General features: G+C 61.1%; 11 protein-coding genes. 5 read left to right on the top strand and 6 right to left on the bottom strand.

Going from position 1 to position 13,785, the window contains the following annotated elements; translation table 11 throughout:
- Window positions 1–6 precede the first annotated feature (6 nt).
- Complete coding sequence (locus ACZ5WW_RS12250; protein ID WP_377167930.1) at window positions 7–1,995, top strand: FG-GAP repeat domain-containing protein; 1,989 nt, start codon at window positions 7–9, stop codon at window positions 1,993–1,995.
- Between the two features lie 49 nt (window positions 1,996–2,044).
- Complete coding sequence (locus ACZ5WW_RS12245; RefSeq protein WP_377167928.1) at window positions 2,045–2,803, top strand: sulfite exporter TauE/SafE family protein; 759 nt, start codon at window positions 2,045–2,047, stop codon at window positions 2,801–2,803.
- Between the two features lie 8 nt (window positions 2,804–2,811).
- On the opposite strand, the gene ACZ5WW_RS12240 is transcribed toward ACZ5WW_RS12245, so the two are convergent.
- Window positions 2,812–4,176 carry a Gfo/Idh/MocA family protein gene (locus ACZ5WW_RS12240; protein ID WP_377167926.1) on the bottom strand — a complete coding sequence of 455 codons (1,365 nt, stop codon included), beginning with the start codon at window positions 4,174–4,176 and terminating at the stop codon, window positions 2,812–2,814.
- A 195-nt stretch (window positions 4,177–4,371) separates the two neighbouring features.
- Between ACZ5WW_RS12240 and ACZ5WW_RS12235 the strand changes: the two genes are divergently transcribed.
- Together ACZ5WW_RS12235 and mfd are read left to right on the top strand one after the other, a co-directional pair.
- Entirely contained in the window at window positions 4,372–5,094 is a 723-nt protein-coding gene (locus tag ACZ5WW_RS12235; RefSeq protein ID WP_377167924.1) for a hypothetical protein, read from the top strand.
- 108 nt (window positions 5,095–5,202) lie between these two features.
- Entirely contained in the window at window positions 5,203–8,406 is a 3,204-nt protein-coding gene (mfd, locus tag ACZ5WW_RS12230; protein WP_377167922.1) for a transcription-repair coupling factor, read from the top strand.
- On the opposite strand, the gene ACZ5WW_RS12225 is transcribed toward mfd, so the two are convergent.
- The 5 genes from ACZ5WW_RS12225 to ACZ5WW_RS12205 are packed head-to-tail and all read right to left on the bottom strand — an operon-like array spanning window position 8,407 to window position 12,322.
- Window positions 8,407–9,249: a patatin-like phospholipase family protein gene (locus ACZ5WW_RS12225; protein WP_377167920.1), complete on the bottom strand. Its 843-nt coding sequence runs from the start codon at window positions 9,247–9,249 to the stop codon at window positions 8,407–8,409. It abuts the gene before it with no gap.
- Window positions 9,246–10,256, bottom strand: coding sequence for a lysylphosphatidylglycerol synthase transmembrane domain-containing protein (locus tag ACZ5WW_RS12220; RefSeq protein ID WP_377167918.1), 1,011 nt, complete (start codon window positions 10,254–10,256; stop codon window positions 9,246–9,248). The genes ACZ5WW_RS12225 and ACZ5WW_RS12220 overlap by 4 nt, the downstream gene beginning before the upstream one ends.
- Before the next feature lie 23 nt (window positions 10,257–10,279).
- Window positions 10,280–10,534, bottom strand: a complete 255-nt coding sequence (locus ACZ5WW_RS12215; protein ID WP_377167916.1) for a phosphopantetheine-binding protein — start codon at window positions 10,532–10,534, stop codon at window positions 10,280–10,282.
- A 35-nt stretch (window positions 10,535–10,569) separates the two neighbouring features.
- Window positions 10,570–11,298 (bottom strand): 3-oxoacyl-ACP reductase FabG, encoded by a 729-nt coding sequence (gene fabG, locus ACZ5WW_RS12210; RefSeq protein WP_377167914.1) that lies wholly within the window; start codon window positions 11,296–11,298, stop codon window positions 10,570–10,572.
- 37 nt (window positions 11,299–11,335) lie between these two features.
- Window positions 11,336–12,322 carry a galactose oxidase gene (locus ACZ5WW_RS12205; RefSeq protein WP_377167912.1) on the bottom strand — a complete coding sequence of 329 codons (987 nt, stop codon included), beginning with the start codon at window positions 12,320–12,322 and terminating at the stop codon, window positions 11,336–11,338.
- Window positions 12,323–12,410: 88 nt separating this feature from the next.
- On the opposite strand from ACZ5WW_RS12205, the gene ACZ5WW_RS12200 reads away from it, so the two are divergent.
- Complete coding sequence (locus ACZ5WW_RS12200) at window positions 12,411–13,772, top strand: DUF1501 domain-containing protein (RefSeq protein WP_377167910.1); 1,362 nt, start codon at window positions 12,411–12,413, stop codon at window positions 13,770–13,772.
- The last annotated feature ends 13 nt before the right edge of the window (window positions 13,773–13,785 follow it).

Here is a 13,785-nt window from a genome sequence, read left to right as displayed (position 1 = left end):
CCTCACATGAAGTTTCTCCAACCCCTCCTGCTGGCCTGTCTTTGCGGCCAGGCTCTGGCCGCCGACGGCCTCTCCGCGCTCAAATACAACAACCCCGGCCTCGTCGTTGATCTCGGTGTCGGCCTCTGGGCCTGGCCTCTGCCCATGGACTTTGATGGCGATGGCGACCTCGACCTCGTGGTGAACTGCCCGGACAAGCCCTACAACGGCACCTATTTCTTCGAGAACGCCAGCGGCGACACCGCGAAAAACAAGATGCCGGTTTTCAAGCCCGCCAAACGCATCAGCATCGGAAAGCAGAATGTTCAGGTCAGCTATGTGGATGGCAGGCCCGTCGTCCTGTCTCCTGGACGTGAATATCCCGACTTTTTGAAAAGCGGTCTCGCGCAGGAGAAGAAGCTGCCGGTGGATGCCAAGGTGCATCCCAACAAGGTGCGCGCCGACATGTGGCGCATGGTTGACTATGACGGCGACGGCAATCAGGACCTCATCGTCGGCGTGGGCGACTGGACCGAGTACGGCTGGGACAACGCCTACAATGAAAACGGCCGATGGATGAACGGCCCCCTGCGCGGCTATGTGTATGTTCTCCGTAACACCGGCACCAAGGACAAGCCTGCCTACGACAAGCCCAAGAAACTCATGGCTACCGATCGCCCAGTGGAAACCTTCGGCTGGCCTTCGCCCAACATGGCCGATTTTGATGGCGATGGCGATCTCGACCTGCTCTGCGGCGAGTTCCTCGATGGCTTCACCTATTTCCAAAACACCGGCACCCGCACGCAGCCTAAGTATGCGCTGGGCGCTCGCCTGAAGGCAGACACCGGCCGCTACCTCACCATGGATCTGGAAATGATCACGCCCACCGCCATCGACTGGGACAAGGACGGCGATCTCGATCTCATCTGCGGCGACGAAGACGGCCGAGTGGCCTTCATCGAAAACACCGGCAAATTTGAAAACAAGGCGCCTGTGTACGCCGAGCCTCGCTACTTCCAGCAGGAGGCCGATCAGGTGAAATTTGGCGCGCTGGCCACACCCGTGGGTTTTGACTGGGACGGCGATGGCGACATGGACATCATCTGCGGCAACACCGCCGGCTACGTCGGCTTCATTGAGAATCTCAGCGGCAAAGGTGTAGAGCAGCCCAAGTGGGCGGCTCCGGTGCGCCTCGAAGCCGAGGGCAAGGTCATTCGCCCGATGGCTGGCCCAAATGGCTCCATCCAGGGCCCTTGCGAGGCCAAATGGGGCTACACCACGCAGACCGTGGCCGACTGGGATGCCGATGGCCTGCCTGACCTCATGCTGAACTCCATTCTCGGCAAAGTCGTGTGGTATAAAAACATCGGCACACGCTCAAAGCCAAAGCTGGCCGCCGCACAGCCCGTCGAGGTGGAGTGGGACGGCCCGCAGCCCACACTCGCCTATGGCTGGCTCCGCCCCGAAGGCAAGGCCCTGCTCACTCAGTGGCGCACCACACCTGTGGTCGTGGACTGGAACAAAGATGGCCTGACCGATCTAGTCATGCTCGATCAGGAAGGCTTTCTCGCTTTCTTTGAGAGGGCAAAGAAGAAGGGCAAACTCATCCTCAAGCACCCACAGCGTGTGCTTTGCGCCGCGCAGGATGCCCAGGCCCCTGGTCAGGCCGACTTGAAAGTCAAGACCCCCGTCGCCATGAAGCCCGGCGAGCCCCTGCGGCTCAATGCCGGCCTCGCGGGCAAAAGCGGACGCCGCAAGATCTGCATCATGGACTGGGACCAGGACGGAAAGCTCGACATCCTCCTCAACTCCGCCAACGCCAACTTCATCCGCCAGACCTCCAGCAGCGATGGCAAATGGTTCTTTGCCGACATGGGCCTGCTTATTGACGCCAACATCGAAGGCCACGACGTGAGCCCTACCACCGTCGATTTCAACGCCGACGGCCTGCCAGACTTCGTCGGCGGCGCTGAGGACGGGCACCTCTATTACCTGAAGAATCCGAAGACAAAATAAGGAGTCATTTTCTTCATGCGCAGCGCCCTGCGCTGAGTAGTGACGGGAAATGACCTTTCTCGAATTCCTCGCCTTGAGCGCCGCCGGCGGCACCGCCGGGGCGATCAATGCGATCGCGGGAGGTGGCACGCTGCTGACGTTTCCTGTGCTGCTCATGTGCGGCACGCCGCCCGTGCTGGCCAATGCCACAAGCACCGTGGGGCTCGTGATTGGCACGGCGGGCAGCATCGTGGGCTTTCGCGGTCATTTGAAGGCCATCCGCACGCGGCTGCTGCAGTTCATCCCGATCTGTCTTGTCGGCGCAGCGGTCGGGAGCTTGCTTCTCACACGCACGAGCGACGACCAGTTTTCAAAGCTCATTCCTTTTCTAGTGCTCTTTGCCACGGTGCTGTTCTTTCTGCAGGGCTTTCTTCGCAGGGGGAGGCCCCACTCAGAAGCGAAATCCAGCGCGCTTTGGTTCTCCATCGCCTTGCAGCTTCCGGTGGCTATTTACGGCGCGTTCTTTGGCGCGGGCATCGGCATCCTCATGCTGGCCTCGTTTGGCTTTATGGGCATGTCCAACATCCACGAAATGAACACGCTTAAAAACGTGCTCGGCTCGCTGATCAATGTCATTGCAGCCTTGTGGTTCATCGCCGTCGGCATGGTGAACTGGCCGCAGGCCCTGGCTCTGACGGCAGGTGCGCTGGTCGGCTACTACCTGGGCGCGCATTTCTCCCAGCGCATCCCGCCGCAGCGTGTGAGAAAACTCATCACCCTTATCGGTCTGGTCATTTCGGCGCTCATGTTTTGGAGGCAGTTCGGCTGATCCAGCCGTCACACCAGTTGCCACGGCCCACGCATGGGGCGCGTGAGCATGGCGGAGGCTTCGGCATCTTCAAGGATCTGCTCCTTCGCCGGATCCCAGCGCAGCCGGTTGCGGTTCAGCCTCAGCGCGATGTTGGCGAGATGCGCGATGGTGATGCTGCGGTGCGCGTACTCAATCGGTGCCGCGGTCATGGCACCATCCTGAATGCCATCGATGAAGTTGCGGAAGTGGTCCTTGCTCTCGTAAAGGCGCACATCGTTTTCGGCCAGCGGTGTTCGCAGGGAGTCGGGCTTGATCTCCAGCTTTCCACGCATGCTGAGGATGCTGCCGTTTTCGCCTTCATACATGATCCCTGAGCCAAAGTCCTGCTTGTCCGCCACGCGCACCGTGGTGCCGTCCTCGTAGCGGTAGGCAAAGGAGAAGTTCGGCGCTGTGCTATAGAGACTTCCCGGTGCTGGCCACGTGGCTTTCAGGTCGAAAAACTCCACAGGCCCGCTTTCATCCTTCCCCAGGGCCCACTGCACGATGTCGAAATGATGCGCGCCAAAGTCGGTGATGTTGCCGCCGGAGTAGTCGAAAAACCAGCGCCAGTTGGAGTGCAGCCGCGCCGGGCAGAAGGGCGCATCAGGAGCGGGGCCGAGCCACATGTCATAGTTTAGTCCCTCCGGCACGGGCGTGGGCGCTGTTTGTGAGGCGCAGCCGTTGTTGTCACGGTTGTCGCTCGCCAGTCCTACGCGGATTTGTTTCAGCTTGCCGATTCTGCCGCTGCGCACGTACTCGCAGGCCATGCGAAAATGAATGTCGCTGCGCTGCTGGCTGCCGGTCTGCCACACGATCTTGCTCTGGCGCACCACATCGCTCATGAAGCGGCCCTGCGCCACCGTGAGGCTCAGCGGCTTTTCACAGTAGATGTGCTTTCCCGCCCGTGCCGCCGCCACGGCTATGAGCGCATGCCAGTGGTCCGGCGTGGCGATCTGCACCGCATCCACATCCTTGCGCGCCAGCACTTCGCGGAAATCCTCGTGCGCGGCGCAGCCCTGGGTGCCGTAGCTCTTGTCCACCAGTCTTCGCGCAGGCTCGCGGCCCAGCGTCCCCGCCTTTTTGATGATGCCCTTGTTGTAGCGGTCAGACTCTTTTTCCACATCACACACCGCCATGACCTGGACACGCTCGTCCTGCAGGAAATTCTTAACCACATCCGTTCCTCGACCGCCACACCCTATCAGCGCCAGCGTGGTGCGATTTGAAGGTGCGACCGCGCCATTTTTTCCCAGTGCAGAGCCAGGGATGAAGGTTGGAAAGCCGACAACGCTGCCGAGGGCGGAGCAATGTCTCAGGAACTGGCGGCGTGAGGGAGCGGCAGGGGCTGTCATGGCGCTATTTCAAACGCGGAATTCAAGGGGGTCCTTCAAGTAAGTGTAAACGGCTAAAATATTCAGTGTTAAATGTTTAAAGTGAAGATGATGAAGTTTATTGATTAGGTTTTATCACTTAAGTAATTAAATAAGGATTGTAATTGGTTGGATAAAAATACTATGATGCTGCCGTTGATTGCAAAGTTCACTGCTATGAAGACCTACCTTTTTGCCAGCCTTAGCCTTCTTCTTGCCTCCACACTGTCGCTTTCTGCCCGGGAGTTTACCGATCTGCAAGGCCGCAAGCTTGATGCGGAGATCATCTCAGCCGCAGGTGGGCAGGTCACGCTCAAGCGCGCTGATGGTCGTGTCTTCGCGGTCGCGGTCACCATGTTCACCACGGATGACCAGAAATTCATCACAGAGTGGGCGGACAATAACACGAAGTATAATTTCGAAGTCACCTACACCAAAAAGAAGCTCAATGAAACGCGCACCAAGCGGGGGCCTGTGACTTACGAGGACGAGACATGGATCTACAAGATCAACATCCGCAACCGTCAGCCCACAAGCGTGGGCGACCTGCGTGTGGACTACTGGTGCTTCCGCCGTGAAGATGGCGGCAAAGGCAAAGGGTCAGCGCGCATTGAAACTTCAGGCAGCAGCAAAATCGCAAGCCTGGCAGGAGCTGGGACGGCAACAGTGGACACCTCGGAAATCGTGCTGCACAAACAGGAGCTGGCGGGAGGCTACTATTTCATCAATGGGGACGATGCGATCCAGTCTGATGGCATGGGCGGCTTCGCCCTGCGCATCTTTGACCGCAAAGGCCGGGAGGTTTACAAGTGGGCGACCAAGGAGGACCTCTTAGTGGCGGCCGTGGGCACGCCGCAGGCGAGAGGTTCCAATGCCGAATCCAGATCGGGTTCAAAATAGTTTGCTGGCGTCCGCGATTTGGAGCGCTACGTAACTCCTCGGCTGCGCCGGCACTGAGCCGCCAGCTTTGCTTTGGATTCTGACAGACGCGCCCTCAAACCTCGCGGCTTGAAAAAGACCGCGAACCGCCAACCACCACCCCCATCCGGGCGTGCGAGGGGGGACGCCCTCGGTCTGGTGGATCTGACGCTCAAGACTGCTGAGTTTAAGCGAAAGCTCACCCAGCCGGAGATCATGCTCGATCACGTCACGCCCCAGGCCTTTGGCTTCGCGGCGGCACTTCTGGTGCGGCATGCGGAAAAAAGCCGTCCGGGATGCCGCGTGTGGATTCTCTGCCCGGATGTGAAAACACAGGACCACGTCCACGCAGAGCTCGGCGTGTGGCAGTGTCCGTCTCTGTATCTTCCTCGCCTCGGGCAGGTGGTGAATGATGCCCTGGTGGACCCGGAGCTGCTGGCCGAGCGTGCCGGCGCTCTGGGGCGCATGACGGAGAGCGATGCGCCCGTGATGGTCCTGTGTGCCGACAGTCTGGACGAGCCCGCACCTGCGGCGGCGGAGATCTCCGACCAGCGCCGCATGCTCAAGGTGGGCGGCACGCTGGATGTGGAGGCGCTGCTGAAGGACCTCGCTGAGGCGGGCTATGAACGAGTGCCCGTCGTCACTGAGCGCGGCCAGTTCGCCCGCCGCGGTGGCATCGTGGACTTTTTTTCCTGGCAGGCGGAGGAGCCGCTGCGCCTCGAGTTTTTCGACGACGAAATCGAGTCCATCCGCGCCTTTGACCTGCACAACCAGTCCTCGGTCAAGCGCCTGGAAAGCGTGGGCGTCATCCTGCAGATGAGCGAAAATGCCGAGGAGGCTTCGCGGGTGCGTGAGCACCTGCGCAAGGACGACTTCATCATCGCCATCGACGGCGAGGCTCCTGCTCAGGCATGCATTCTCAGCGGTGCTGCTCCTGTGGAAGGGCTGGAGGACTTTTCTGCGGCCATTCATGAGAACCCTCTCGGCGTTTTTGATGCATCCGACTTCGTCCTGCATGAGGCGCGCCGGGAGCATTTCGCCCGACAAATACGCGAATGGCATGAGGACGGCTGGCGTTCCGTCATCTTCTTCCACAATGAGGCCGAGCGTGAGCGCTTTGCCGAGCTGCAGAGCGGCCTGCCCTCCTCGCTCGAAACCAAGCTCGGGCTGCTGTATCGCGGCTTCACCGTCCCGGCGGCAAAGCTGGCCGTGCTCACCGGTGCGGAAATCTTCGGCCGTCATCAGCACATCCGGCGCGTGCGCGGCTCCAAGCTGGATGAGGCCGAAGTGCTGCGCAAAGCACGCGATGTCATGCGCGACCTGCGCGAAGGCGACATCGTGGTGCATGCCGAGCATGGCGTGGCCCGCTTTGGCGGCATCGAGGTGCGCGACTCCGGCAAACGCGAGGAGGTGCTCGTTCTGCACTATGCCGAGGGGGCCAAGCTCTTCGTGCCAGTGGCTCACACACATCTCGTCACCCGTTACGTGGGCGTGGGCGGCAAGGCCCCGGCCCTCAGCAAGCTCAGCGAGGCGCGCTGGCAGAAGACGCGCAAGAGCGCGGAAAAAAGCGTGGAGGACTTCGCTGTGCGCATGCTCAGCGTGGCGGCGGAGCGTCAGACGCTGAAGGCGTTTTCACACCCGCCAGACACAAAATGGCAGTTGGAGTTTGAGGAGTCTTTTCTCTACCGCGAAACTCCCGACCAGCTCCGCAGCGTGGAGGAGATCAAGCGGGACATGGAATCCGCCAAGCCCATGGACCGCCTGCTGTGCGCAGACGTGGGCTTTGGCAAGACCGAGGTGGCCATCCGCGCTGCGTTCAAGGCGGTGATGGGCGGCCGGCAGGTGGCCGTCCTTGTGCCCACCACCGTGCTGGCCCGCCAGCATTGGGAAAACATCCGCGAGCGCATGAGCGGCTTCCCGGTCACGGTGGAAATGCTCTGCCGCCTCACTCCAACCGGCAAGGAGCGCGAAATTTTAAAGGGCATCTCGGACGGCACGGTGGACATCGTCGTGGGCACGCACCGTGTCATCTCCAAGGACGTGAAGTTCAAAAACCTCGGCCTGGCCGTGGTGGATGAGGAGCAGCGCTTCGGCGTGAAGCACAAGGAGAAGTTCAAGGACCTCTTCCGCCTCGTGGACGTGCTCACTCTCAGCGCCACGCCCATCCCTCGTACTCTCTACCTCGCGCTCATGGGCATGCGTGACATGAGCACCATCGAGACCCCGCCGCCCAACAAGCAGGCGGTGCAGACCATGATCTGCCCCTACGACGAGCGTACCATCAAGCAGGCTGTGGACGCCGAGATCGAGCGCGGCGGTCAGGTCTTCTTCCTGCACAATCGCGTGATGACCATCGAAAAAGTCGCACAGCGCATCCGCGACCTCTGCCCCAAGGCCCGCGTCATCATCGGCCACGGCCAGATGGACAGCGAGCTGCTGGAGGACGTCATGCACACCTTTGTAGATGGCGGTGCTGACGTGCTCGTCTGCACCACCATCATCGAAAGCGGCGTCGATATTCCGAATGCCAACACCATCATCATCGACCGCGCAGACCGCTTCGGCCTGGCGGACCTTTATCAGCTTCGCGGGCGTGTGGGGCGTGGCGGTGTGCAGGCCCATGCCTACCTGCTGCTGCCGCAGGATGCCGTGACCGCTGGCGATGCACGCAAGCGAGTGAACGCCATCAAGCAGTACGCCGGCCTCGGCAGCGGTTTCAAAATCGCGCTGAGAGATCTGGAGATTCGCGGCGCGGGCAATCTTCTCGGCACAGAGCAGAGCGGCCACATCGCCGCCGTGGGCTTCGATCTCTACTGCCAGATGCTCAAGCAGAGCGTGGCGCGCATGCAGGGCCGCCGCGTGGCGCGCCCGGTCGAGGTGGGCCTGCGTTCAGACTTCCTCGTCATGAGCGAGGCCCAGATGACCCAGGCGGACAAAACAGCCACTCCCGCCTTCATCCCCGCCAGCTTCATCGAGGATCTCAAGCTGCGCATCACCGCTTACCGCCAGGTGGGCGAGATCATGACACGCAAAGAGCTGGAGGAACTTGAGGAGCAATGGCGCGACCAGTTCGGCGAAAAGCTGCCTCATGCCGTGCAGAACCTCCTCACCTGTGCCGCCATACGCCTGTCAGCAGCCCACGCAGGCATCACCGATGTCGAGATCAAGGACCGCAAGCTCATGCTCACCCGCAATGGCAAGTTCGTCATGATCCAGGGCAAGTTCCCGCGCCTTAGCTCCCGCGAAGGTCACAAGCAGCTTGCCGAGGCCCTGGCCATGCTGCGCACGCTGTGATCACAGGCAGCCTGAAAGCTGCGTGTCAAAAAACTGCCGTGCTGTGTTTTCACCCATGTCATAGCACTCCTTCAGCCTCCCTGGAAAAAAGGGTGACGGGCGTGAGTGGTGCGTGACGATGATGCTCAGCTTTTTGCCGTGAAGCCGCGCGAGTTCGATGCGGTCGTCCAGGATCTGACGGTTCATCGCTGCGTGAGATGAGGCGATGGTGTCCAGCATGCGGTGCAGAGGCAGCCGCGAAGGCTTCTTCTCTGGCTGGGTGATCCGGTGAATCACGATGTGGTCGATGTCGTCATCCTTGAACCACGGATCGATCGGCGATTCGTGTGCCACTCCGCCGTCGGTGCACATGCGCCCTTCGAACTCCATCGGTGAAAACAGCATCGGCACGCATGCGCTGGCGGCCATGGCCGTGGCCAGCGGTCCGCTGCGGGCAAAGACCGTCTCGTGTTTCGACAGATCGCTCAGAGCGATCAGCAGCCGCGGATTCGAAAGGGATTCGATCGCCCGTTTGCCCACGAACGACTCGAAATGAGTGCTGGCGCCTGCGGGATCAAAAAAGCCGGGATAGCGGTGCAGGAAACTGTTCACGAGCTGGTGCCAGAGCCATTTGGTGCGTCTGGCAAAGGACAGATACAGTCGGGGGCTCAGCACCGCTTGGCGGATGGCTTCCTGCTCCAGCCCCGCGGCATACAGGCCAGCGGTGATGGCGCCCGCAGAGGAGCCCGACACCGCGACCGGACGCACCCCGAGCGCATGCAACTGCGCGAGAAAGCCCGCATGGGTGGCATAGCCCATGAAGGATGCGCCCAGCGCTATGGCGATGCGTGGTGATGAACTCATGCTCTGACTACCTCCGGCGGGATGATGACGGAGTGCCTGGCGCGTAGAAACACCACGCCGCCTACGATGCCCCAGAACACGTTGAAAAGCCACCCTGCCAGTGAGGCCGAGATCCCCACGGCCTCGGGCACTCCGGCCAGACCCGCAAGCAGCGCCTCAAAGGTGCGCTCGCGCACGCCGAGACCGGAGACGGACACCGGCAGGGACGCCGCTGCATCCACGATCGGCATGGCTGTCAGCACATCCAGCACGGGCGCCATGCCTCCCACCGCCCTGAGCCCGCAGTAAAAGCTCATGAAAAAAGCCGCGTGCATGCCGGTGGAGACCACTGACGCGGAGAGCGTGCGCTTCCATAGCAGCGCAAAGACATCATGCACCTGCGTCAGACGTGCGATGAGGCCTGCCAGTTTGGGATTGCCCATGGTGCGGGGAAACGTGCGCCTCCCCCATGCCAGCAGGCTTGGCTTGAAGGAAAACCAGCTGATCACCAGCCCCACCAGTGCTCCGCCGACATACATGGCATAGCCTGTGATCAGCATGCGCAGATCATAGCCGATTTCATTCCAGTGCGAGGCCCGCGCCAGCAGGCAGGCGGTGAATAAAAACGCCACAGATAGAAGCCCCGTCAGGTGGTCCAGCACGAGTGACACGCTCACCGGCATCGTCTGTCCGGGCAGGCGGCGGGAAAGCGACATGATCTTGTACGTGTCGCCACCCACGACCCCCACGGAGCTGATGTTGAAAAACGCGCTGACCATTTCCGTCGATAACACCACATGAAATGGCAGATCGGGCACCTGGCCGCGCAGGATGATGTGCCAGCGGATCGCGGTCAGAAACAGCGAGAGAAACGCAAACGTGATCCCCGCCAGTGTCCAGGGCCAGTTGGTCAGCAGGGCGCGCAGGCGCGGCACTATGTCGGCTACGAGGTCATGCTCCCGGAACAGCAGCGCCAGCAGCACGCCGCTGATCAGCAGACGCAGGGAGATGGAGACGAAGCGTTTCAAAACGCGGGACTAGGGCAGGGAACTCACGCTGCCGCCTTTTGGTCCACGGCTTCGGCGATCGTGTTTACACTTTGAAGGATGCGCTTCGCCTGGTCTTGGTCGGCCATTTTGAACCCAAAATGCTTTTCAATCATCACCACCAGTTGCAGCGCGTCCACAGAGTCAAGGCCGATGCCTGCAGGGCCAAACAAAGGGGTGTCATCGCCGATTTCATCTGCAGTCATGTCGAGCATGAGTTCGCTGATCATAAGTTCTTTGAGGCGCTGGCGGGTCGGCATGCAGGGGATACGTTTCGTAGGGTGTAGAGGGGAGGCTAAAGGAGCCCCCCGTCAATTTTGAGGGTCGAACCAGTGATATAGCTCGCATCCGGGCTCGCAAGGAAGAAAACCGCCGCCGCCACCTCCTCTGGCCTGGCAAATCTTCTCATCGGGAGTTGCATTTTGAGCGCCTTGAGGTGTTCGGATGTCCAGTCCGCTGGCAGTCCGCCTTCGATATAACCGGGGCAGACGGCATTGACCGTGATCCCCATCCGGGCAGACTCCTTGGACAGGCTCTGCGTCAGCCCTATCACTCCAGCCTTGGCGGCGGCATAGTTGGTTTGCCCTGCCGGCGAAGAAATGGCGCTCAGCGAGGCGATGTTCACGATCCGCCCCTGCCTCCCCCGCATCATCCCTGGCAAAACGGCCTGGCACCCGTGGAAGACGGCGTTCAGATTGGCGTCCAAGACACGCGACCACTGCTCCTGCGCCATGTTGGCCAGCAGCGCGTCTTCGTGAAATCCCGCGTTGTTGACCAGGACGCTCACTGGTGCTGCCTGGCTTTCGATTTCGCTCAGAGCGGCTTTCCAGGCATCTGGAGAGGTGATTTCAAGCGTGATCAAGTCCGCCCGGCCCGGAAATCGGGTCGCAAGCTCCTGCGCCCGCTCCCGTCTCTCACGCACCCCCAAAAACACACGGCAGTTTTCCTCTTTCGTGAGGAAAAATTCCGCGATGGCAAGACCCAGCGCTCCGTTGGCGCCTGTGATTAAAATGCTGCGACTCATCCGCGAAGCATTGGAGTTCGCAGCTGGCACTTGCAAGTCACTTCATCTTCCCTCTCCACACCTGGGGAGATCTCACTCCGGGTCGCGCCTCCCCGCCGGGGATCACGATTTGCCCCTGCCACCTCACGGCATTCGTCGTCACGAGCGAAAAAGGCACTTCGCCCGCCTGGCTCCATGCCTGCGTCTTTGCATCAAAAACCAGAATCGACCTCGGGAAGCCGGGATGCTTTTCCTTGGGCTCAAAGTTCACGTTGGCCCCGTCATCTCCGCCCAGGATGTACATCTTGCCATCAATCACGGGGGGAGGATTCGGAGCCGCAACGGCCACGCGGGGCATGTCCGGCAGTTTTTGCCAGCCCGTGGCCGGTGCGTAGGCCCACGCATCATTCAGCCATTCGCGCTCAGCTTTGCCATCCTTTCCCGCATGCAAGGCCGCACCGCCAAACACGTGTACCACGCCATTCACAGCAGCCATGCAGGCCAGCATGCGCGGTTTGCCGGGGCAGGGGGGCAGTTCCTGCCACGCTGCGCCGGGTTGCTTGAGATCGAGCGACCAAAACGTGCTCAGCGCCGTGGTGGCCGCCGGTGTTTCGATCCCTCCAGAGATGTAAATGACCCCATCGGATTCGCATCCGCACATGAAGGCACAGGGCTTTGGCAGTGGCGGCAGCTGGGCGTCTTTTTGCACCCAGAACACCTCACGGAAGTGTTCTGTGGCATTGCCCCCGCCCAGGATGATCCAGCCGTCGGGAGTCGTGATGCTCACCCCGTAGCCATTGGGCTTGGGCAGTTTTCCCGCCACCCGCCAGGCTCCATCCGGCTTCTCCAGCGCGAAGAGTGTGTCATACCATAGCTTCGTCCCGCCCTCCCATGGCATTTTGTCGATGAAATGCGTCCCTCCCGCGACCATGAGCGTGCCCTCGACCACTCCTGCAAACGAACCGGCAAAGCCCCGCGCATCGGGCAATGCTGGTAGCGATGACCATTGAAAATCAGCGGCGTAGGTGGTGAAAATCAGGGACATGTGGCAGAGTATCACTCGAAGCATGACCGGCACTTAACGCAGGTTTGATGATAGTTCCGGCACATTGAGTGCTTATTTTGGCATTCCCATGCTCACTATTTCTGGCAAATCCCACGGCAAGTTCTGCGACGGCGTCTCGCGTCGTGACTTCCTTCGCATTGGCGGTCTCGCCATGGGCGGTCTGTCCTTGCCTGAACTGCTCAAAGCCGAGGCCGAGGCTCGCACGGGCCGCAGCTTCAAGTCTGTCATCATGATCTACATGTGCGGAGCCCCGCCGCATCAGGACATGTATGACTTGAAGATGGACGCGCCGCTGGAGATTCGCGGCCCTTACAAACCGATCAAGACCGCCGTCCCCGGCATCCACATCTCCGAGCATGCGCCGCGCCTCGCCAAGATCATGGACAAGCTGGTGCCCATTCGCAGCATGTACGGCTCTCCAAATGGTGCCCATGACAGCTTCATCTGCTACACCGGCAAGCCCCCGCCCCCGAATGGCGGCGGTGCTCCCGTGGGCCGTCTTTCGGATCCCCCCTCTTTGGGGTCTGTTGTTTCCAAGCTCAAAGGCCAGGCAGACCCCGCCATGCCCGCCTTCATCGGTCTCGCTCCCAAGGCCGGACACCCGCCCTATGGCTCGCCCGGGCATCCGGGCTTCTGCGGCAACACGCACGCTGCCTTCCGCCCCAACGGCGCTGGCATGGAAGATCTCCAGCTCAATGGCATCACGCTCGACCGCCTCGAAGATCGCCGCTCCCTGCTCACTGGCTTTGATTCCTTCCGCCGGGAGCTCGACGCCAGCGGCCTCGTCGGCAGCATGGACGCCTTCAATCAGCAGGCCCTGAATGTGCTGACCTCCAGCAAGCTGCTCGCCGCTCTCGATTTGAATCAGGAGAGCGTCAAAACCCGTGAACGCTACGGCAAAGGTGATCCCAAGAACTACGGCGACGGCGCACCCCTCAATCTTGAGCACTTCCTCCTCGCCCGCCGTCTTGTCGAAGCCGGTGCCCGTGTGGTCACTTTGAATTTCGGCCGCTGGGACTTCCACGACAACAACTACCCGCAGCTCCTGCGCCATCTGCCGCTCTTTGACCAGGGCATGAGCGCCCTCGTTGAAGATCTCCATCAGCGCGGCCTCGACAAGGACGTGGCCGTCGTCGCCTGGGGCGAGTTTGGTCGCACGCCGATGGTGAACAAGGACGGGGGCCGTGACCACTGGCCTCGTGTCGGCGGCGCCCTGCTCGCCGGTGGCGGTTTCCGCACTGGCCAGGTCATCGGTGCCACGGACCGCCTTGGCGGCGAACCCACCGAACGTCCCGTGCATTTCGGCGAAGTCTTTGCCTCGCTCTACCAGCACATGGGCATCGACACCGTGAAGACCACGCTCAACGATTTGACTGGTCGCCCGCAGTATCTCGTCGACGGCTGGCAGCCCATGCCCGAGCTGGTTTGAAGCAGAAGGCGCC

It is taken from the genome of Prosthecobacter fluviatilis, from assembly GCF_055388355.1.
The sequence above is the reverse complement of the archived record's forward strand: the minus strand, read 5'-3'. Positions and strand labels throughout refer to the sequence as shown.

What these genes read in the sequence shown, in the direction of transcription:
- ACZ5WW_RS12215 (WP_377167916.1), bottom strand. Translation starts at nt 10,534, where the DNA reads ATGCCGACCCGCCAGCGCCTCAAAGAACTTATGATCAGCGAACTCATG.
- ACZ5WW_RS12200 (WP_377167910.1), top strand. Translation starts at nt 12,411, where the DNA reads ATGCTCACTATTTCTGGCAAATCCCACGGCAAGTTCTGCGACGGCGTC.
- ACZ5WW_RS12245 (WP_377167928.1), top strand. Translation starts at nt 2,045, where the DNA reads ATGACCTTTCTCGAATTCCTCGCCTTGAGCGCCGCCGGCGGCACCGCC.
- ACZ5WW_RS12235 (WP_377167924.1), top strand. Translation starts at nt 4,372, where the DNA reads ATGAAGACCTACCTTTTTGCCAGCCTTAGCCTTCTTCTTGCCTCCACA.
- fabG (WP_377167914.1), bottom strand. Translation starts at nt 11,298, where the DNA reads ATGAGTCGCAGCATTTTAATCACAGGCGCCAACGGAGCGCTGGGTCTT.
- ACZ5WW_RS12205 (WP_377167912.1), bottom strand. Translation starts at nt 12,322, where the DNA reads ATGTCCCTGATTTTCACCACCTACGCCGCTGATTTTCAATGGTCATCG.
- ACZ5WW_RS12250 (WP_377167930.1), top strand. Translation starts at nt 7, where the DNA reads ATGAAGTTTCTCCAACCCCTCCTGCTGGCCTGTCTTTGCGGCCAGGCT.
- ACZ5WW_RS12240 (WP_377167926.1), bottom strand. Translation starts at nt 4,176, where the DNA reads ATGACAGCCCCTGCCGCTCCCTCACGCCGCCAGTTCCTGAGACATTGC.
- ACZ5WW_RS12225 (WP_377167920.1), bottom strand. Translation starts at nt 9,249, where the DNA reads ATGAGTTCATCACCACGCATCGCCATAGCGCTGGGCGCATCCTTCATG.